General features: G+C 70.0%; 19 protein-coding genes. 8 read left to right on the top strand and 11 right to left on the bottom strand.

The window, feature by feature from the left end; translation table 11 throughout:
* Positions 1–16: 16 nt before the first annotated feature.
* Together QO010_RS04270 and QO010_RS04275 are read left to right on the top strand one after the other, a co-directional pair.
* A complete protein-coding gene (locus tag QO010_RS04270) occupies positions 17–400 on the top strand; it encodes a hypothetical protein (protein WP_307346388.1) in 384 nt (127 codons plus the stop codon).
* Positions 400–1,032, top strand: coding sequence for an MBL fold metallo-hydrolase (locus QO010_RS04275; protein ID WP_307346390.1), 633 nt, complete (start codon positions 400–402; stop codon positions 1,030–1,032). The genes QO010_RS04270 and QO010_RS04275 overlap by 1 nt, the downstream gene beginning before the upstream one ends.
* Here the strand turns inward: QO010_RS04275 and QO010_RS04280 are convergent.
* Both QO010_RS04280 and QO010_RS04285 read right to left on the bottom strand, forming a co-directional pair.
* The gene (locus tag QO010_RS04280) at positions 1,029–1,949 is read right to left on the bottom strand and encodes an aminoglycoside phosphotransferase family protein (RefSeq protein WP_307346394.1); all 921 of its coding nucleotides are present in this window, start codon (positions 1,947–1,949) and stop codon (positions 1,029–1,031) included. The two genes, QO010_RS04275 and QO010_RS04280, sit on opposite strands and share 4 nt — an antisense overlap.
* Positions 1,950–1,956: 7 nt before the next feature.
* Positions 1,957–2,805 (bottom strand): EamA family transporter, encoded by an 849-nt coding sequence (locus QO010_RS04285; RefSeq protein ID WP_307346397.1) that lies wholly within the window; start codon positions 2,803–2,805, stop codon positions 1,957–1,959.
* Between the two features lie 115 nt (positions 2,806–2,920).
* Here QO010_RS04285 and QO010_RS04290 point away from each other — a divergent pair, with 115 nt between their 5' ends.
* Positions 2,921–3,286: a DUF6572 domain-containing protein gene (locus QO010_RS04290; protein ID WP_307346400.1), complete on the top strand. Its 366-nt coding sequence runs from the start codon at positions 2,921–2,923 to the stop codon at positions 3,284–3,286.
* Here QO010_RS04290 and QO010_RS04295 read toward each other — a convergent pair.
* Entirely contained in the window at positions 3,258–3,704 is a 447-nt protein-coding gene (locus QO010_RS04295; RefSeq protein ID WP_307346402.1) for a GNAT family N-acetyltransferase, read from the bottom strand. The genes QO010_RS04290 and QO010_RS04295 overlap by 29 nt on opposite strands.
* A 63-nt stretch (positions 3,705–3,767) precedes the next feature.
* Here QO010_RS04295 and QO010_RS04300 point away from each other — a divergent pair, with 63 nt between their 5' ends.
* Complete coding sequence (locus QO010_RS04300) at positions 3,768–4,328, top strand: hypothetical protein (protein WP_307346404.1); 561 nt, start codon at positions 3,768–3,770, stop codon at positions 4,326–4,328.
* Between the two features lie 68 nt (positions 4,329–4,396).
* Here the strand turns inward: QO010_RS04300 and QO010_RS04305 are convergent, their stop codons facing one another.
* The 5 genes from QO010_RS04305 to QO010_RS04325 are packed head-to-tail and all read right to left on the bottom strand — an operon-like array spanning position 4,397 to position 8,424.
* Positions 4,397–5,197 (bottom strand): MBL fold metallo-hydrolase, encoded by an 801-nt coding sequence (locus tag QO010_RS04305; protein WP_307346407.1) that lies wholly within the window; start codon positions 5,195–5,197, stop codon positions 4,397–4,399.
* Positions 5,194–5,973, bottom strand: a complete 780-nt coding sequence (locus QO010_RS04310; protein ID WP_307346410.1) for a TatD family hydrolase — start codon at positions 5,971–5,973, stop codon at positions 5,194–5,196. The genes QO010_RS04305 and QO010_RS04310 overlap by 4 nt, the downstream gene beginning before the upstream one ends.
* Positions 5,974–5,975: 2 nt before the next feature.
* Positions 5,976–6,971 (bottom strand): DNA polymerase III subunit delta', encoded by a 996-nt coding sequence (locus tag QO010_RS04315; protein ID WP_307346413.1) that lies wholly within the window; start codon positions 6,969–6,971, stop codon positions 5,976–5,978.
* A gap of 2 nt (positions 6,972–6,973) precedes the next feature.
* Positions 6,974–7,606: a dTMP kinase gene (tmk, locus tag QO010_RS04320; RefSeq protein ID WP_307346416.1), complete on the bottom strand. Its 633-nt coding sequence runs from the start codon at positions 7,604–7,606 to the stop codon at positions 6,974–6,976.
* Between the two features lie 44 nt (positions 7,607–7,650).
* A complete protein-coding gene (locus QO010_RS04325; protein ID WP_307346419.1) occupies positions 7,651–8,424 on the bottom strand; it encodes a septal ring lytic transglycosylase RlpA family protein in 774 nt (257 codons plus the stop codon).
* Positions 8,425–8,540: 116 nt separating this feature from the next.
* Between QO010_RS04325 and QO010_RS04330 the strand changes: the two genes are divergently transcribed.
* The 3 genes from QO010_RS04330 to QO010_RS04340 are packed head-to-tail and all read left to right on the top strand — an operon-like array spanning position 8,541 to position 11,979.
* The gene (locus QO010_RS04330) at positions 8,541–9,887 is read left to right on the top strand and encodes an amidohydrolase family protein (RefSeq protein WP_307346422.1); all 1,347 of its coding nucleotides are present in this window, start codon (positions 8,541–8,543) and stop codon (positions 9,885–9,887) included.
* Entirely contained in the window at positions 9,884–11,005 is a 1,122-nt protein-coding gene (locus tag QO010_RS04335; protein ID WP_307346424.1) for a dipeptidase, read from the top strand. Before QO010_RS04330 ends, QO010_RS04335 begins: the two co-directional genes overlap by 4 nt.
* Positions 11,005–11,979, top strand: a complete 975-nt coding sequence (locus QO010_RS04340; RefSeq protein WP_307346426.1) for an ornithine cyclodeaminase family protein — start codon at positions 11,005–11,007, stop codon at positions 11,977–11,979. The genes QO010_RS04335 and QO010_RS04340 overlap by 1 nt, the downstream gene beginning before the upstream one ends.
* Here the strand turns inward: QO010_RS04340 and QO010_RS04345 are convergent.
* From QO010_RS04345 to QO010_RS04355, 3 genes are read right to left on the bottom strand one after another with little or no spacing between them, the layout of a single operon-like run.
* Positions 11,976–13,364: an O-antigen ligase family protein gene (locus QO010_RS04345; RefSeq protein ID WP_307346429.1), complete on the bottom strand. Its 1,389-nt coding sequence runs from the start codon at positions 13,362–13,364 to the stop codon at positions 11,976–11,978. The genes QO010_RS04340 and QO010_RS04345 overlap by 4 nt on opposite strands.
* Entirely contained in the window at positions 13,354–14,559 is a 1,206-nt protein-coding gene (locus QO010_RS04350) for a hypothetical protein (RefSeq protein WP_307346431.1), read from the bottom strand. The genes QO010_RS04345 and QO010_RS04350 overlap by 11 nt, the downstream gene beginning before the upstream one ends.
* Positions 14,560–14,571: 12 nt before the next feature.
* Positions 14,572–16,920, bottom strand: coding sequence for a GumC family protein (locus tag QO010_RS04355; protein ID WP_307346433.1), 2,349 nt, complete (start codon positions 16,918–16,920; stop codon positions 14,572–14,574).
* A gap of 366 nt (positions 16,921–17,286) precedes the next feature.
* Between QO010_RS04355 and QO010_RS04360 the strand changes: the two genes are divergently transcribed.
* Positions 17,287–18,099 carry an aldo/keto reductase gene (locus tag QO010_RS04360; RefSeq protein ID WP_307346435.1) on the top strand — a complete coding sequence of 271 codons (813 nt, stop codon included), beginning with the start codon at positions 17,287–17,289 and terminating at the stop codon, positions 18,097–18,099.
* Positions 18,100–18,101 lie beyond the last annotated feature (2 nt).

Consider the following 18,101-nt stretch of genomic DNA (forward strand, 5'->3'; position numbering starts at 1 on the left):
AGGGAGGGGCAAACGCATGGAGTTGTCACGGGTACGCTGGATTTACGCCGTGCTGGGCGCCGTCCTGGCCGAGGTTGCCCTGATCGCGGCCGCCATCCTCTGGGTCACCCTCTACAGCTATGTGATCCGGCCCGGCCTGACCCTGGCCGACTACCAGACCTATGCCGAGCAGGCCTCGCCCTGGGTGTCGGTGATCGCCGGATTGCCGGTCTTCTTCCTGGCCGGACGCTGGGCTCGCGGCCGTGAAACGGCCATAGCCCTGTTCGCGATCTATCTGCTGGCCGACCTGGCCATCCTGCTCTCGGCCAGTCCGCCCACGACGATCCTGCTGATCGGCGCCCTGGGCTATCTCGTAAAGGCGCTGGGCTGCTGGCTTGGCGCAAGATCGCGGGGCGGTTGATGCAGGAGATTCTGCCCGGCGTGTTCCTGGTCCGCCAGAACGGCGGCAAGGGCTTCGGCTATTCCCACTTCGTCCGGCGGCCCTCCGGCAACCTGCTGCTGGACGCCAGCCGCATGGGCTCGCTCTCCGACAGCTTCGACGACTTCGAGGCGCTGGGCGGGGTCGCGGCGGTGGTGATCAGCGACCGTCACCTGGGCGGCCCCCCGACCAACCAGATCGCCGAGCGGTTCGGAGCCCGCGTCTATTGCAGCGCCATCGAGGCCGAGGCGATGGGCCACCGCACCAACGCCGCCCACATCGACCATGTGATGCCGTTCGAGCGGGCGACGGTCGAGGGCGACGTCCGGCTGATCCCCACGCCCGGCCACACCCCCGGCCAGTTCTCGACCCTGGCTGAGGTCGGCGGGGCCAGGATCCTGTTCACGGCCGATTTCGTCTGGCGCGAGGGCGGCCGCTGGCGGCCCGGCAATCTCAGCCGCAAGAAGATGATCAAGAGCTTCGAGGGGCTGCGCGATCTCGCCTTCGACCATGTCGCGCCCTGGACCGGCTACGGCCAGACCGAGTTTTTCGTGCCGATCGCCTCGGTCGATGCGGCGGTCGATGAGATGATCGCCGCCTGCTCCAAGCCCTAGGCGCCCGCCCAGGCGTTGGCGACGGCCAGCATCTCGCCGCCGTCCAGGCCCAGCTGCAGGCAGGCCAGGCCCGTCGAGGTCCGCTCGATCAGCCCCCACTGCCAGATCGGCTCGGGGTCGAGGCCGGTCAGTTCAGCCAGCCGCTGGCAGCGGGCCTGACCGAGCGCCAGCGGATCGCCGGCCAGCAGCGGCTGGCTCCATTCCCGCATCGGAATGGCCAGGTCATAGGCCGGCTCGATGAAGAGGCCGTCGGGGTCGACGAACCTGAACCGTTCGGGCCCGTCGCCGGGGGCCTGCAGGGTGTTCCAGGCATGGGCGTCGCCATGGGCCAGCACGGCTAGCTCTGGATCGAAGGCGCGGCCGCGGGCCTCGGCGAAGGCCAGCGCCGCGGCGATGGTCCGCTCGGGGCAGGGATGGTCCAGATCACGCCAGGCGGTCTCGATATACTCGGCCAGAGCCTTGGCCTTGCCGGCGCCATCGATGAAGCCGTCGCTGTCCGCCAGCGGTCGCCAGGCCAGCTTGAGGGTGGCGCAGATCGCCTGCAGCTGGGCGTCTAGCGGCCAGCCCAGCTCGTGCAGTTGCGGTCCCAGCCGTTCCAGCAGCACCGCCTCGCGGGCCTCGTCATGGCGATAGAGCTGGGCGTAGCCCCGCCCGCCGCCCGCCCTCAGGGCCCGCAGTTCGCCAAGGCTGGGATCAGCGCCCGGGAAGTTCAGCTTCAGCACCGCCGGGAGGCCGTCGGCCAGGCTGGCGGCGACCACCAGGCCCTCGGTGCCGCCGGTCAGGGTCGCGCCCAGCTCAAGGTCCCATTCCTCAGCCAGGTCCCGCACCAGGCCGGGGAGGGCGGTCAGCCAGGCCTCGCCGGCCGGTCCGCGCGAGACGGCCCTGCGCCGCACGATGTCTGGGATGTCGAGGGTCATGGCGGGTTCAGGTCGGGGCCGGCAGTTGGGGCCTTTCGGCGCTCGACCAGGCCGCGCCGGCCGCCGCGGCGATGACGACGGCGACACCGGCGGTCTGGGCCAGGGTCAGCCGCTCGTGCAGCAGGACCAGGCCCGACAGCACCCCGAAAGCCGGCTCCAGGCTGGTGAACACCGCGAAGGTGCGGGCCGGGACGCGGGGCAGGGCGTACATCTCCAGCGAAAAGGGCAGGGCGGCCGAGATCACCGCCACCAGCAGGGCCAGGGGGATCAGCCCCGGCTGCTGGAAGACGACGGCCGCCTGGAGCGCTCCGAACGGCAGCACCAGCAGGGCGGCGATACCGATGGCCAGCGCCGCCGTGGCGTTGCCAAAGGCCGTGCCCGCCACCCGGCCGAACAGGATGTAGCCGGCCCATCCGGCCGCCGCCAGCATGGCCCAGAGCACGCCCAGCGGGTCGACGCCCTTGAGCGTGAGGCCGGTTCCGATCAGCAGCCAGACCCCCAGCACCGCCAGGCCCGCCCAGACGAAGTCCCGGGTCCGCCGCGATCCCAGCACCGCCACGCTCATCGGTCCGACGAACTGCAGCGCTATGGCCACGCCCTGCGGCAGGCGGTCGATTGCCAGGTAGAAGAACAGGACGGCGGCGGTCACGCAGACGCCCAGGCCGAACAGCGCGCCGAGCGGGGCAGGGCGCGGCCAGTTCCGCCAGGGCCGGGTGAGGGCGATCAGCAGCACGGCGCTGAACACCAGGCGCAGGGTCACCGCCCCGACCACGCCGGTGGCCGGAAACAGTCCCTTGGCCAGCGAGGCCCCGACCTGGAAGCCGGCCATGGCCAGCATGGTCGCGCCGAGCGGCAACAACCCGCCCGATATCCGCGAAGAAGACTGTGGCAAGCTGGCCCCCCAAGATTGGAATCCGGGTTGGAATCCGGCAGTGTCCTACACGGCTTGTGGAGCCGGTGGGAGAGATGGCGTGTCGATAGCGGATGCCGGGACGATCGATGCCATGGGGATCGACGAGGCGAACGGCGAGGTGGTCCTGACGATCATCGACGATCTGGACTGGGCCAATGAGCGCGAACACTTCCTGGCCCTTGAGCGGAAGATCAACGCCTATCTGGGTTTCATCAAGAGTGGCGGAGTTGTCGAGAAGCTGCCGGAAGCGCTGGGCCGAAGGGTGCGGATCGTCGCCTATCAGCAGGCCGCGCCGCCGGCCAATGCGGTCGGGGTTCTGGAAGGCCTGGGCCGCTTCCTGGGAGATCGCGACGTGGCCTTCTCCTACGGCGCTGAGCCCGAGCAGCCCACAGGGTCTAGAGCGTCTTGGCCATATAAGTCGTGACGCCCAACTCGGAGGTTTCCTCGCGCTCGATGGCATAGCCGACCGATTGGTAGAGCCGCACATTCTCGGCGAAGGCCTGGTTGGTGTAGAGGCGCATGATGGCCAGCCCGGCCTCCGCCGCCAGATCCTCGGCCAGGGCCAGCAGCCGGCGGCCATGCCCCCGACCCTGGAAGGCCGGATCGACCGCGACATTGACGATCAGCAGGGCGTCGTCCCGCGGCGTCGTCTCGATCAGCGCCGCCAGGGTCTCGCCGACATACAGCAGGTCGAAGCGATGGCTGGCGACCGCCACCGCGTAGTCGGCCCGCATCGGCAGCGGCTCACGGCCGATCAGCGGAACCCATTTGGCGTAGGCCCGGCGGGTGAGGGCGGCGATGGCGGAGGCGTCGGCGGGCTGGGCGCGGCGAAGGGACTGCATTGACCCCATGGGACAGAGACGCCACCGTCCCGTCAAAGGGAAACTGGGCAGGGAGCGGGTCGGATGATGCGGAAAATCGCCGTCGCCCTTGTCGTCACGGCGGCCATGGCCGGTCCGGCGCAGGCCGTCATGCCCGCCAGCCTCGAACAGATTCTGTGCTCGGGCCGCAGCGCGGTCATCGCCACGGTCGTGGAGGCGCGCAGCCGCGACTGCCGGCTCCAGAGCGCCGATCGATACTGCTACAATTTCGGTTCTGTCGGGGTGACGCTGCGGATCGACGAAGTGCTGGCGCCTTCGGAAATCAGCGCCACGGCGGGCGATCTGGTGCAAACCGCCATCCGCGCCCGCAACGACCGTCCTTCGAGCCTGTCGCCAACGATGGTCTTGCCGGACCTGCCGACCCAGGCCGGCGCGGTCGGGTTTCCAGCCACCGACGCCGCGATCACCGACGCCGAGGCCAGCCGGACGCTGGTCGGCAAGCAGTTCATCTTCAGCCTGCATCCCGGCGATCCCGGCAAGCCGCCGACGGGCGAGCCGAACTTCGCCAGCATCTGGGCGATGAGCGAGGAGACCTGGGTCAGGGGACTTTGGCCAACGCCGAATTGCAGCCGTTGGCGGCGTTAGTCAGGACGGGGGACGCCCCCATTGGCGGGATACGTTCTTCGCCTAAGGAATATTATCGGAAATAATAGCTAGATATCGAGCTCAAGCCTCATGCCGTCGAAGGCCGGCGTGACGCCCATCGGAAGACTTTCCAGCAAGCGCCTGTAATCCATGTCGATGTGCATGTTGGTCAGGATCGCTCGTCCCGGCTGGATCGCGGCAATCCATTCCAGGGTCCGGGCCAGGTGCGCATGGGTCGGATGCGGCGTGTGGCGCAGCGCATCGACAATCAGCACCTCGACGCCGGCCAGGGTTTTGAGCGCGCTGGCCTGCAGGTCGTCGACGTCCGGAATGTAGGCGACGGGACCAAAGCGGAATCCCAGCGAGTGGATGGCGCCATGCCGCACGTCGAACGGTTGGGCCGCAATGGCGCCTGAAGGCCCGTCGAGGACCACCATCTGGCCCGCCGTCAGCCGCCGCCGCTCGCAGATGGCCGGATAGCCGCCTTCCGCCTCGAAGATATAGCCGAACTTGCGCGACAGACTGAGTTCCGTAGCCGCATCCATATGCGCCGGTATCTTGCTGCGTTGATTGAGGAAAAAGGCCCTTACATCATCAATGCCATGGGTCTGGTCGGCGTGGTCGTGGGTGAAGAGAATGTGGTCCAGCCGCTTGATGCCGGCGGCGATGGCCTGCTCGCGAAAGTCGGGGGAGGTGTCGACGATCACCGTGGTCTGGGCGCCCTCCCCCAGCCGGCGCAGGAGCAGGGAGCAGCGGCGGCGGCGGTTCTTCGGCTCGGCGGGATCGCAGTCGCCCCAATTGCCGTCCGCCCGGGGCACGCCGCCGGAGGAGCCGCAGCCCAGCACGGTGACCTCCAGCGTCCCACTCACGGCCGGGGTATCCGATCGAAGAGGTCGAAGAAGGCGTTGCTGGTCCGCGCTTCGGCCTCGGCCAGGCTCCAGTCGCGGATCTCGGCCAGCTTGGCGACGATGTGCGGCAGATAGGCCGGCTCGTTGCGACGCCCGCGCATCGGAACGGGCGCCAGATAGGGGCAGTCGGTCTCGACCATGATCCGGTCGGCGGGCATGTCGGCGATGATGGCCCGCACATCGCCGGCCGCCTTGAAGGTCGCGATGCCCGAGACAGAGAACCAGGCCCCAAGCGCCGCCATCCGGCCAGCCAGTTCGGCGCCGCTGGTGTAGCAATGCATCAGGATCCGGAAGGCGCCCTTGGCGTGCTCTTCCTCGAGGATCTGGGCCATCACCTGGTCGGCCTCGCGGGTATGGACGACCAGCGGCAGGCCGGTCGCGCGGGCGGCCTCGACATGGGCGCGGAACACCCTGGCCTGTTCGTCGCGCGGGCTGAGGTCGTAGTGGAAGTCCAGGCCGCACTCGCCGATGCCGACCACCTTGGGCCGCTCGGTAAGCTGGATGAGGTCTTGCGCCGTAAGGTCCGGATTTTCCTTGGCTTCGTGCGGATGGGTGCCGACTGTGCACCAGATGTCGTCATGGGCCACGGCGACCGCATGGACGGCCTCGAAGGACGAGACCTTGTCGCAGATGGTCAGCATCAGCCCGACCCCGGCGGCACGGGCCCGCTCGATGACCTGGGCCTGGTCGTCGGCGAACTGCGGGGCGTGCAGGTTGACGTGGCTGTCGATCAGCATCTTCAGGCGGCCGCCGCGCGCAGCTCGCGCATCACCGTCCAGAAGGCGTCGGCGCGGTCCAGGTTCAGCCCCTCGGCCTCGCCCGGCAGCTGGCTGATCATCGCCCAGGCCTGGGCCCAGCGGTCCAGTCCCTCGGCCAGGCCGGCGGCGGCCTGGGTCAGGGCCATCTCATGGATACGGTCGGCCAGGCGGTTCAGCAGCAGTTCGAACCGCTGGGCCCCCTCCCCGCCCCGGAAGCCGTCGGCCAGGGCCAGCAGCGCCGCCTCGTCGGGCTTGGCCAAACCCCGCAGGATCTCCTCGGCCGCGTCGTCGATGGCCAGCGCCCCGGCCCCCGCCAGCCGCAGGGCCAGGCCCGGCGCGCCCTTGGCCATATGCACCAGCCGCTGGGCGTCGGCGGCGTCGACATCGGCCCGCAGGCGCACGAGATTGACCGCCAGTTCCTCGCTGGGCGCGGTGAAGACCAGCCGCCGGCAGCGCGAGCGGATGGTCGGCAGCAGCTTGCCCGGAGAATGGCTGACCAGCAGCAGCACGCCACGCTCGGGAGGCTCTTCCAGCGTCTTGAGCACGGCGTTGGCCGAATTGACGTTCAGGTCGTCGGCCGCGTCGATGATCGCCACCCGATAGGGTGAGGTCGCCGGGGTGTTGGCGAAGAACTCCGGCAAGCGGCGGGCCTCGTCGACCGGGATGACCTTGCGCTGTTTGCCGTCTTCTCCCAGCCGTTCCAGCACCAGCAGGTCGGGGTGCGAGCGGGCCGAGACCTGGCGCGAGACCGGATCGTTGGGCGACGAGCCAAGGAGGCCGTATTCCGGGGCGGGCCGGGCGCCCAGCAGCCGGCGGGCGACGCGGAAGGCGAAGCTGGCCTTGCCCACGCCCTCGGGGCCGGTCAGCAGCCAGGCGTGGTGCATGCGGCCGCGGTCCAGGGCCTCCTGCACGGCCTCTTCCTGGCGCTCCAGGCCGTTGAGCTCAAAGACGTCGCGGGGATGGGGGGCGGCTTCCATCGTCAAAGCCCCAGCCGTTCGGCCAGGGCCGCTTCGATGGCGGCGGCCACGGCGTCCTGGGACTGGGCGGCGTCGATCACCTGGCAGCGCTCCGGCTCAGCCTTGGCGATGGCCAGATAGGCCGCGCGCAGCCGCTCGTGAAACGCCTGGCCCTTGGATTCGAACCGCTCTTCGCCGCCCGCCCGCGCGCCGGCCCGGGCCAGGCCTTCGGCCACCGGCAGGTCGAGGATCAGGGTGAGATGGGGCCGGGTATCTTCGACCACATGGCGTTCCAGGGCGGCGATGAATTCGGCGTCGACCGCCCCGCCCTGCCCCTGATAGGCGCGGGTGGAGTCGGCGAAGCGGTCGCACAGCACCACCGCGCCCCGCGCCAGGGCCGGCCGGATCACCCGCTCCAGATGGTCGCGGCGGGCGGCGGACATCAGCAGCGCCTCGCTGACCGGCGACCAGCGGTCGACCGCGCCATTGAGGATCAGGGCGCGGATCTCCTCGCCGCCCGGCGTGCCGCCCGGTTCGCGGGTCAGCACGACCTCGCGGCCACTGGACGCGGTCAAGCGCTCGGCCAGGCGGCGAATCTGGGTGGACTTGCCGCTGCCCTCGCCGCCTTCGAAGGTGATGAAATAGCCCTGGGACACGCCGACCCATTCGGACGGTTCGGCGCGAAAGTCCAGTAGTGGCTTTAGGGCTTGAGCACCTTGGCGCCGGGATAGCCCAGCCGCGCCACCTGATCGCGCAGGGCGTCGGCGGCGGCTTCGTCGCGGGCCCCGCCCACGGTGACGCGGTAGAGGGTATCGCCATCGCGGCCGATCTCGTCGATATCGGACTTGCCCAGCTCGCCCAGCTGGCGTTTGGCCCGCTCGGCGTTGTCGCGGCTGGTGAAGGCGGCGGCCTGCACCTTCCAGCGCCCGCTGCCGCTCGACGGCTTGGCGGCGGTCAGGGTCAGGCCCAGCTGCCGGTCCGGACGGTCGCCGGCCGGGCCGATATAGCGCACCCGCACCCGGGCGGTGCCGCGCTGCAGGAAACCCAGCTCGTCGGCGGCGGCCCGCGACAGATCGATGATGCGGCCGCTGACGAAGGGGCCGCGGTCATTGACCCGCACCTTGATGGTCTTGCCGTTGTCCAGGTTGGTCACCGAGACGATGCAGGGGATCGGCAGGGTCTTATGGGCCGCCGAGGGGATCCACATGTCGAAGATCTCGCCGTCGGAGGTCTGGCGGTTGTGGAACTGGTCGCCGTACCAGGAGGCGATGCCGATCTCGTCGTAGTTGGGCTGTTCGCGCGGCGTGTACCAGACCCCCTTCACCTGATAGGGCTTCATGGTGCCGGGAACCCGACCGCTCGGTGGGCGTGCGTCGGGTAGGCGCGTCGCCAGCCGGGGCTGGGGCGTGGCGCAAGCCGTGAGGCTGGCGCAGGCCGCGGCCAGCAGGGCGAACTTGAGGGTCGCGTTAGACAATCGGGAGCGCCTTCTACGGCCGATCTTGGCCAGCATGCTGAATGAAAGCTTTTGCAACGCCGTTAACGGCCCTTCCGGCTTTGCAATCGGAGCCGCTTTGGCCAAGTCTGGCCCGGATGCGACTCCTCCCCGCCCTGCTCATGCTGGCCCTGCTGGCCATCACCCCGCTGGCCGCCCAGGCCGATGGCGAGCCCGCGACCCTGTTCGCCAACCTCACCCTGGTAAACGGCGACGCCAGCCCGCCCCAGCCCGGCATGGCCATCCTGGTGCGCGGCGAGCGGATCGAGGCGGTCGGCCCTGTCGGCCAGGTTCAGGCCGCCGGCGCCAAGGTCGTCGACATGAAGGGCGCCTTCGTCACGCCCGGCCTGATCAACACCCATGTGCACCTGGCTACGCCCCCGATGCGCCGCTACGCCGAGGCCATGCTGCGGCGCGATCTCTATGGCGGGATCACCGCCGAGCGCGACATGGCCGACGACCTGCGCCAGGTCGCCGATCTCGCCCGCGCCGCCCGGGTCGGCGAGATTCCCGGGCCCGACATCTACTACGCCGCCCTGTTTGCCGGGCCGGAGTTCTTCGAGGACCCGCGCACCCAGGCCGTCACTGCCGGCGAGACACCGGGCAAGACCCCGTGGATGCGGGCGGTGGACGCCGACACCGACCTGCGCCAGGCCGTGGCCGAGGCCAAGGGGACCGGCGCCACGGCGATCAAGATCTACGCCGACCTGTCGGCCGAGCGGGTGGCGGCGATCACCGCCGAGGCCCACCGCCAGGGCCTGAAGGTCTGGGCCCATGCCGCCGTCTTCCCCGCCTCGCCCGCCGAGGTGTTGGCGGCCGGCGTCGATGGCGTCTCGCATGTCTGCATGCTGGCCTATCAGGTCTCGGACAAGATGCCGCTCGCCTATCATCGCCGGCCCAATGTCCAGGAGGAGCGGCTGGCGGCAGGCGACGATCCGACGATGGCCGGGCTCTTCGAGACCATGAAGGCCAAGGACCAGGTCCTGGACGCCACCCTCTGGGTCTATGAGGAACTGGCGCGGATGAGCGCCGCCGATCCGTCGCGTCCCAAGCCCTATTGCAGCGCGCCCCTGGCCGCGCGGCTGACCAACCAGGCTTACCGGGCCGACGTCATCATCACCGTCGGCACCGACGGTTTCTCGCCCGGGACCAGCCCCTGGCCGGCCCTGCAGGATGAGATGCAGTACTTGCAGGACACCGCCGGCCTCAAGCCGCTGGACGTCCTCAAGGCCGCCACCCTGAACGGCGCCAAGGCCGTGGGCCGCGAGGCCGAGATGGGAACCATCACGCCGGGCAAGCTGGCCAACCTGGTCTTCCTGACCGCCGATCCCAGCCAGGACGTGCGGGCCTTCCGCACCGTGCGCCTGACCGTCAAGCGCGGCGTCCTCTTCTGGCGCAAGGACTACCGGCCGGTGAGCAAGGCCGAGACCAAGGACGCGGAATGAACCGGCGGGGGCTGCTGGCGACGGGGCTGGCCCTGGCGACGCCGGGCCTGGGGTGGGCGAAGGAGCGCGGGATGATCATCAACGCCCTGGGCGGCATCGAGAACCCCAACCTCGCCCTGGCCCGGCCGCCCGGCGACAAGACCGTGCCGCGCGACATGGACATCGACGCCAGGGCCCTGAGCGACCTCAGGACGGCGGGGATCGCCGCGGTCAACGTCACCCTCGACTATGTCGCCGGCCCCGAGGATCCCTACGAGACCAGCCTGAAATCCATCGCCGCCTGGGACGCGGTGCTGGCCGCCCACCCGCGGGCCCTGGTCCCGGTGCGCAGCGCGGCCGACATCCAGGCGGCTCATGACCAGGGCCGGACCGGCGTCATCTACGGCTTCCAGAACGCGGTGCAGATCGGCGAGCATCTGGAGCGGATCGCCGAGTTCGCCGACAAGGGCCTGCGGGTCATCCAGCTGACCTACAACCCGGCCAACCTGCTGGGCGATGGCGCCATGGCGCCGGAAAACCGTGGCCTCACCCCGCTTGGCCACCAAGTCGTCGAGGGGCTGAACGCCGCCAGGGTCATGGTCGACCTCTCCCACAGCGGCGAGCGGACCTGCCTGGACGCCATCGCCGCCTCGCGCGCGCCGATCTCGATCAACCACACCGGTTGCCGCGCCCTCTGCGACCTGCCCCGCAACAAGACCGACGCGGAACTGCGCGGGGTGGCGCAGGGCGGCGGCTTTGTCGGACTCTATTTCATGCCGTTCCTCGCCCGGGACGGTCATCCGACCGCGGGCGACGTCGTGGCCCATATCGAGCACGCCCTGAACGTCTGCGGCGAGGATCATGTCGGGCTGGGCACCGACGGTGACATCACCGGCATCGACGACCTGAAGGCCTACCAGGCGCATCTCGAACGCGAGGTTGCCGACCGGGCGGCGGCGGGGATCGGGGCGACCGGCGAGCGGGCCGACACCTATCCCTTCGTGGCCGATCTGCGCGGGGTGGGGCAGTTCGAGAAACTGGCGGGCCTGCTTTCGGCGCGTGGCCACTCGCAGGCGCGGATCGACAAGATATTGGGCGGTAACTTCCTGCGTTTCGCCCGTGACGTCTGGGGCGGCTGATGAGCCTGCTGGTCATCGACGGCGCGACGGTCCGCCAGATCCTGACCTACGAGGCCTGCATTCCGCTGATGCGCGAGGCGATGATCGCCCTTTCGGCCGGCCGCACCCGGCAGACCCTGCGCCAGATCATCGACATGGGCGACGGCGACCAGTTCGGGGTCATGCCCGGCGCCGCCGAGGACACCTTCGGCGCCAAGCTGATCAGCGTCTTCCCGCGCAATTTCGACCGCGCCATGCCCTCGCACCAGGGCGTCATCGCCCTGTTCGACCGTGAGAGCGGCGCCCCGGTCGCGGTGATCCAGGCCGGCGAGGTCACCGCCATCCGCACCGCCGCCGCCAGCGCCGCGGCGACCGACGTCCTGGCCCGCCCCGACGCCCATGTCCTGGCCCTGCTGGGCTATGGCGAACAGGCCGAGCGCCATGCCGAGGCGCTGGCCAGGGTGCGCCCGTTGAGCGAGGTGCGGGTCTGGGGCCGGTCGGCCGAGCGCGCCGCCGCCTTCGCCGGGCGGATGGGCGCCCGCCTGCCCCTCCCCTTCCGGGTCTGCGCCACGGCGCGGGAGGCGGTGGAGGGCGCCGACCTGATCTGCGCGGTCAGCGGGGCGAGCGAACCGATCCTCGAAGGCGCCTGGGTTGACGAGGGCGCGCATGTGAACCTTGTCGGCTCAGCCCGGGCCGGTCCGCGCGAAGCCGACGACGATCTGGTGGCCCGGGCCCGCCTGTTCGCCGATCACGCCGAATCGGTGCGCCGGCAGGGCGGCGAGTGGCTCCACGCCCTGGCCTCGGGACGAGTGGGCGAGACTCATCTGCTGGGTGAGATCGGCCAGGTCATGGCCGGCGACCTGCCCGGCCGGCTGAGCGAGGCCGATGTCACCGTCTACAAGTCGCTGGGCATCGTCGTGCAGGACCTGGCCAGCGGCTGGTTCCTCTATCGCCAGGCCCAGGCGCGTGGGCTGGGAGCGTCCGTCGCCTTCTAGCCCCCGGCGCCGATGGCCCGACGGGATGGCCCCGAACCGATGGCCGCCGCGCCGCGCGCTTCCGCCGGGCTGGACCGGCGGACCATGACCCCGCAGGCGAAGGCGAAGACGCAGGCCATGGCCAGGGTGCGCAGCGGATAGTCGACCGCCGAATGGATCAGCAAAAGGCCGCTGGCGACGCTGGCCGCCCGGGCCAGGCTGCCCGGCAGGTCGGGCGGCCCCCGCCAGGCCGATACGGCGGCCCGGCTCCACCAGACCAGGAACCCCAGAAGCGTGGCCAGGGCCAGCCAGCCGGCCTCGAGCCAGAGCTCGAGATAGTCGTCATGCACGTGCAGCCAGTAGCTCTCGAACATGGTCTCGTTGGTCTCGGCCCCCGCATAGATGTTGCGGAACGAGCCCAGCCCGCCGCCCAGCGGCTGCAGCGCCCAGGCGGCGCCGGCGGCGATGGGGGCCGAGACCGCCCGCCCCTCGCCTTTGGTCTCGAAACGCTGCTTGAGCGGGCCGAACCCGACCAGCAGGCCGAGGACAATGGCGCCCACGACGATGGCGCCCAGGCCCGCGGCCATCCAGCGGTTGAAGGCCAGGCCGCCGCGCCAGGTCAGGGCCAGGCTGGCCAGCAGGCTGGGAACCAGCAGCAGCACCCCGGCCCGCGATCTCAGCACGATCAGGCCAATGATGACGATGCCGAACAGGGCCATGACCAGCAGCGGCCCGATCGGCGGGCGGCCCCGGCTCTGCTCGGAGGGTCGCAGCCAGAGGGCGGCGAACGGCAGGCAGGCGACCAGCAGGGCGGCCTGGTGGTTGCGGTTGGCGAACAGGCCGACGGCGGAGTCGCGGTTGGTGTTGGCGTAGAAATACAGCGGACCCTCGGGGTCGCCGAGCAGCTGGGCGACGCCCACGCCCAGGCTGATGGCGGCGGCCAGCGGGATCAGCAGGCTGAGCCAGAGCCGCTGGCGGCTGTGCATCTGGCCGGCCCCCAGGAAGACGGCGATGGGCGGCAGCAGGGCCAGGCCATAGCGGGCGGTGACCTCGGGCGTCAGGCTGTAGGGCCGCCAGGCCCTGTCCAGTCCCGCCAGGCGCAGGGCCTCGGCGGCGGGGGCGTGGCCGGGCAGATGGTTCCAGATCGCCGGCGGCAGCGGAACCAGCTGCAACAGCACGATGCCGACGATCGCCAGCACGATCAGCCCCGGCCCGCGAATCTCGCCCCAGCTGCCCAGGGCGGCATGGCGCCAGAGCGCGCAGAACAGCAGCGGCAGGCTGAGCAGTTCCAGCCCGATGACCTGGAAGGCGTTCTGGCGGCTGGCCCCGCCGAACACCAGGCAGCCCGCCAGCACGACGCCGGTCAGGATCGAGATCAGCAGGCTGGACGGCGGACTAGCCCGCATGAGCGTTCACCACGGCGATGTCGTCGAACCAGGCCTCGATGGGGACGTCCAGCCGGGCGGGCAGGCCCTGCAGGACCAGCGACTGGCCCGGGCATCCGGCGGCCGGGACCGTGAAGCTGGCCGAGAAGCTGCGCCACTGGTCGCCGCTGTCGCCGATCGGAACCTGGGTCACCACCGGCGCCGGCCCCTGGCAGACGATGCGCCACTCGGTGCGCCCGCCGGCGCGGGTGCGGAAGCGGCCGGTCAGGCGGTAGTCGCCGGGCGGCAGGACCAGGAGCTGGCGGACCAGCCATTGGTCCCGGCCCCCATCATAGGTGACATGCAGGGCCGAACCCTTGCCGGCTCCCAGCTTGGCGATGGCGCCGCCGCCGCCCTGTTCGGAATCGAAGTTCCAGCCGAAGGGCGGGGTCGAGGTCCAGCCGTCGAAGCCGCCGTCCTGCAGATTGCCCTGCCGGGCCAGTTCCTCGGGGGTCATCAGCAGGGTCCAGGACAGATAGGCCTGTTCGTAGCGGCCGCCGGCGACCAGCCGCCGCAGCAGTTGCGACTGCTCCCCGCGGGTCGGCGGATGATCGCTGGACTTGAGGGCGGCGAGAATCGGGAAGGCGGCGGACGGATCGGGCGCCTCGTCGGTCAGCAGCTCGAAGAAGGCGACCCGCCAGCTGGGTCCCCTGGCCAGCCGCGCCAGCAGCGGCTTGAGCGCCGCCGGGTCGCCCAGATAGGGGAAGATGGTCCGCACCAGCGGCTTGCGGGCGCTGGTCTGCCGCCGCAGCAGCGCGTCGAGATGGGTGAAGGCCTCCGGATACCGCCGCGTCTCCAGGGCCTGGACATAGGCCCAGCGGTCGGCGTCGTCGTCGCGGTGGCTGAGCTGAGTCGCCACCCGCATCAGGGCGTCGCCGTCGTTGCGCCGGCCCTGCCGGAAGCGGACCTGAGCCAGCAGGCTGGCGCCGCGGGATTCCACCGGGGCCTTGTTCAGCGCCGCCTTGGCCAGGCCCTCGACCTCCGCAAGCCGGACATCGGCGGCGCGCAGCCGCTCGGCCCCCAGCCGGGCCAGATCGCGGGCCTGGCTGTCGCCTCCGTCCGCCTGTCGGCTGAGCAGGGCGGCCGGAATCTGGCTCAGGATGGCGGCGGCCAGGACCAGGGCGCCGACGGCCAGGCCGGCAAGCAGCCAGAGAGACTTCGACCCGCGCTGGCTCAAGACCCGCCGACCCTAGCGGCCGGCGGACTTGGAGCGCTTGCCGTCCTCGATGGCCGGCTTGGTCCCGTAGGAGTAGTCGTAGTTGTAGCTGTAGCCATATCCGTAGCCATAGCCGTAGCCGCTGACCCGCAGATCGAACTTGGTGAGCAGCACGCCCAGGATGCGGGCGTTGCCCATCTTCAGGCGGCGGATGGCGGCCTTGACCACCTTGCGGCCGGTGCGGCCGGATTCGACCACCAGCACCACGCCGCCGACCCGCGAGGCCAGCAGCGGCGCATCGGCCAGGCCCATGATCGGCGGGGCGTCGAAGACCACGATATCGAACACCGAGCCGGCGTCCTTGAGCAGTTCGAGCAGCCGCGCGCCGGCGAGCAGTTGGGCCGGGTTGGGCGGCAGCGGGCCGGAGGGCATCAGGTAGAGGTTGGGCTGGGTCGACTCCTTGACGAAGTGCTCCAGGCCCGCATTGCTGCTCAGATAATTGGAGAGGCCCGCGCTGTTTTCCACGCCCATCACCCGGTGGAGCGAGGGATTGCGCAGGTCGGAGTCGATCAGCAGCACCCGGGTGCCCAGCCGCGCCAGGTTGCGGGCGATGGCGGTGGCGCTGGTGGTCTTGCCTTCCGACGGCCGCGCGCTGAGCACGGCCAGACTTCGGGGGATGCCCTGTTCGGTGGAGAACTGCAGCGCCGTCTGCACCGAGTAGTAGGCCTCGGCGAAGGGTGATCTGAGGTCGGCGATGGCCTCGGCCGGCGTCGTCCCCTTCTCCAGCTTGGGAATGGAGCCCAGTAGCGGCAGGCCCAGCTTGCGCTCGACGTCCTGAACCGAGCGGATCGACTCGTCCATCATCTCGATCAGGAAGGCCAGGCCGATGCCCAGGATCAGGCCCAGCAGGGCCGAGGTCACCAGGTTCTTGCGCAGCGACGGCTTGGTGGCGAAGCGCGGCGGCTTGGCGTGGTCGATGATCGAGACGTTGTTGTTGGCCAGGCCCCCGGCGACACCGATCTCCTTGTAGCGTTGCAGCAGGCCGTCATAGAGGGTGCGGTTGGTGTCCACCTCGCGCTGGTAGATGTCGTACTGGATGCTGCGGTCGCGCAGGTCCAGGACCGAGCCCTTCATCTGATTGACCTGGGCCTCCAGCGACCGCTCCTGGCGCAGGGCGACGTCGTACTGGGCCTTGAGCGCCTGTTCGCTGGAACTGCGCGAATTGGCGTTGATGCCGTCGATCTGGGCCTGGATGCCGTCGATGCGGTTCTTCAGCTGGATCATGTCGGGGAAGTCCGGCTTGAACCGCGAAAGCTTGTCCTGGTACTCGGCCTGCAGGTTGGCCTTGGTCAGGGTCAGCTGCTGGATGTTGAGGTTCTGCTGCGGATCCAGCGTGCCGGCCCCGCCGGTCGCCTGGGACTGGCGCCAGCGCTGTTCGGCCATGATGCGTTCGGCCCGCGCGGTCGACAGGGCCGAGTTGAGGGCGACCAGGCTGGTGGCGGTCAGGGATTCGCTGCCGCTGGTGCCGGAAGGCGAACCGCCCGAGGAACTGCTGCCGGACGCGGCCCCGCCCGTGCCGCCGCCGGCGGGCACGTTGATGATCTGCTGCTGGCGGGCATAGCCGACCAGGTCGCGTTCGCTCTGCTCAAGCCGGGCCTTGGTTTCCGCCAGCCGCTCCTCGAGGAATTTGCGGGCATAGGCCGAGGCGTCGAACCGGCGATCCAGGTTCGAGGCGATGAAGTTGTCGGCGAAGGCGTTGGCGATGCGGGCCGAGAACTGCCGGTCGGGGCTGTCGAAGGTGATCCGCACCAGCCGCGAGCGCTGCACCGGCGCGACGTTGAGATTGCCCAGCAGATAGGTGATCAGCGCCTCGCGCTTCTGGGTGAAGGTCAGCGTGCCGCCGCCCTTTTGCGAGCTGTCGAGGCCCAGCAGATGCAGCGTGGCCGGTTCGTTGACCAGGCCCAGCTTGTCGACGACCCGGGAGGCCAGCGACTCGCTCTTGATCAGGCCGTACTGGGTCTGGAAGAACTCGTCATAGGACCCCTGGTCCGCCGGCTCGAGGTTCTGGACGTCGACGACCTGGGCGGCTTCCTTGTCGATCTGGACCGTGACTCCGGCCTCATAAACCCGCTGGGTCATCAGGGTGACCGCGATGCCGATGCCGATGGCGACGGCGACGGCCGCCAGGATCACCATCCAGTGCTTCTGGATGATGTGCAGGTACTGCATGAACTCAAGACCTTCGTCCTGAGTCTCATCCCCCGGCCCGCCCATGAGCAGGCCCTGCAGCCTGGGATCGGGCAGATTCTGATTGCGCAGAATGACGATGGGCGACGACCGGTCGAACGACCCACCTTCGATATTCTGCTCACCACTCGGCATCGTCCACTCCGCCTTTCAGGCCAAACTCAAGTCCGTGGACCCCAACTCGTAACACCCCCGGGGTCCATGGGGCAGCGCGCGTCGTTCGGACACGCGTCATGCAACGCCTGATCGCGGCGGGCAACCGCGAACACGTAGTTCGCGGACATATAACACGGCCCCATCGCCCCGCGCCAATCCGCCGCAGCATTGTGAACAACAACAGGCGCCGAAATCCGTCGCCAGAATCCGTCGGGCGAGCGCGCTTTTCGTGAGCCCCGATTTTGGCCGGTATGTTCTGGACGCCGTTGGGGACGGGCGCCATCCTGGCGGCTGGCCGCGTTCGGGATCGCTGAACTTCGTGCAACCATCCCTGCGAGACCCCCGATGATCGACAGACTGGGTTTTGGCTGTGTCGCCCTGACCAGCTTTGCAACGCCTGGCGAGGCGATGCGGTTGCTGAACACGGCCTACGACCTGGGAATCCGGCATTTCGACACCGCGCCGATCTACGGACAGGGCTATTCCGAGCGCCTGCTGGGGCGGTTTCTGCGGGGACGCCGCGACCGGGTCACGGTCGCCACGAAATTCGGCCTGACGCCGCCGCGCACGCCAAATCTTCCCCTGGCGGCCGCCCTGGCGCTGAACGCGGTGCGACGGCGGCTGGCGCGGCGCAGGGCGGAAACCCCCAGCGCGCCCGCCACCGCCGAACCGGTCGAGCCCGATCGCCGCCGGATCGAGCGATCGGAGATCGAGGCCGCCTTCGACGCCAGCCGGCGCTCGCTGGGGATCGACCACATCGATCTCTATCTGCTGCATGAGGAGGTTCCCGCGGCGCTGACGCCCCAGGCGTTCGACTATCTCCAGAGCCTGCGGGCGAGCGGCAAGGTCCGGCGGCTGGGGCTGGCGGCGCCCGCCACCCGCTACGGCGCCCTGTCGCCTGAGGACCTCGAGGGCTGGGATGTCCTGCAGTACGAGGCGGGGCCGGCGTGGCCGGGCAGCGCAGGACTGATCGCGCGGTTTCCCGCCCAGCAGCACATCTTCCACAGCTGTCTCAAGGGCGTGGCGCGCGATGGCGACCCCCAGGCCGCCGGACGGGCGCTGGCCGAGCGGCTGACGGCCAACCCCCAGGGGTTGGTGCTCTTCTCGTCCACCAGGCCCGACCATGTGAGAACCAATCTGAGAGTCCTGGCGGGATGACC

The organism is Caulobacter ginsengisoli (assembly GCF_030814835.1).
Taxonomy (GTDB): Bacteria; Pseudomonadota; Alphaproteobacteria; order Caulobacterales; family Caulobacteraceae; genus Caulobacter; species Caulobacter ginsengisoli.

Excerpts from the sequence above, each read along its gene's own strand:
- QO010_RS04270 (WP_307346388.1), top strand. The coding sequence starts at position 17 with ATGGAGTTGTCACGGGTACGCTGGATTTACGCCGTGCTGGGCGCCGTC.
- QO010_RS04275 (WP_307346390.1), top strand. The coding sequence starts at position 400 with ATGCAGGAGATTCTGCCCGGCGTGTTCCTGGTCCGCCAGAACGGCGGC.
- QO010_RS04280 (WP_307346394.1), bottom strand. The coding sequence starts at position 1,949 with ATGACCCTCGACATCCCAGACATCGTGCGGCGCAGGGCCGTCTCGCGC.
- QO010_RS04295 (WP_307346402.1), bottom strand. The coding sequence starts at position 3,704 with ATGCAGTCCCTTCGCCGCGCCCAGCCCGCCGACGCCTCCGCCATCGCC.
- QO010_RS04300 (WP_307346404.1), top strand. The coding sequence starts at position 3,768 with ATGATGCGGAAAATCGCCGTCGCCCTTGTCGTCACGGCGGCCATGGCC.
- QO010_RS04310 (WP_307346410.1), bottom strand. The coding sequence starts at position 5,973 with ATGCTGATCGACAGCCACGTCAACCTGCACGCCCCGCAGTTCGCCGAC.
- QO010_RS04315 (WP_307346413.1), bottom strand. The coding sequence starts at position 6,971 with ATGGAAGCCGCCCCCCATCCCCGCGACGTCTTTGAGCTCAACGGCCTG.
- QO010_RS04330 (WP_307346422.1), top strand. The coding sequence starts at position 8,541 with ATGCGACTCCTCCCCGCCCTGCTCATGCTGGCCCTGCTGGCCATCACC.
- QO010_RS04335 (WP_307346424.1), top strand. The coding sequence starts at position 9,884 with ATGAACCGGCGGGGGCTGCTGGCGACGGGGCTGGCCCTGGCGACGCCG.
- QO010_RS04340 (WP_307346426.1), top strand. The coding sequence starts at position 11,005 with ATGAGCCTGCTGGTCATCGACGGCGCGACGGTCCGCCAGATCCTGACC.
- QO010_RS04345 (WP_307346429.1), bottom strand. The coding sequence starts at position 13,364 with ATGCGGGCTAGTCCGCCGTCCAGCCTGCTGATCTCGATCCTGACCGGC.
- QO010_RS04355 (WP_307346433.1), bottom strand. The coding sequence starts at position 16,920 with ATGCCGAGTGGTGAGCAGAATATCGAAGGTGGGTCGTTCGACCGGTCG.
- QO010_RS04360 (WP_307346435.1), top strand. The coding sequence starts at position 17,287 with ATGATCGACAGACTGGGTTTTGGCTGTGTCGCCCTGACCAGCTTTGCA.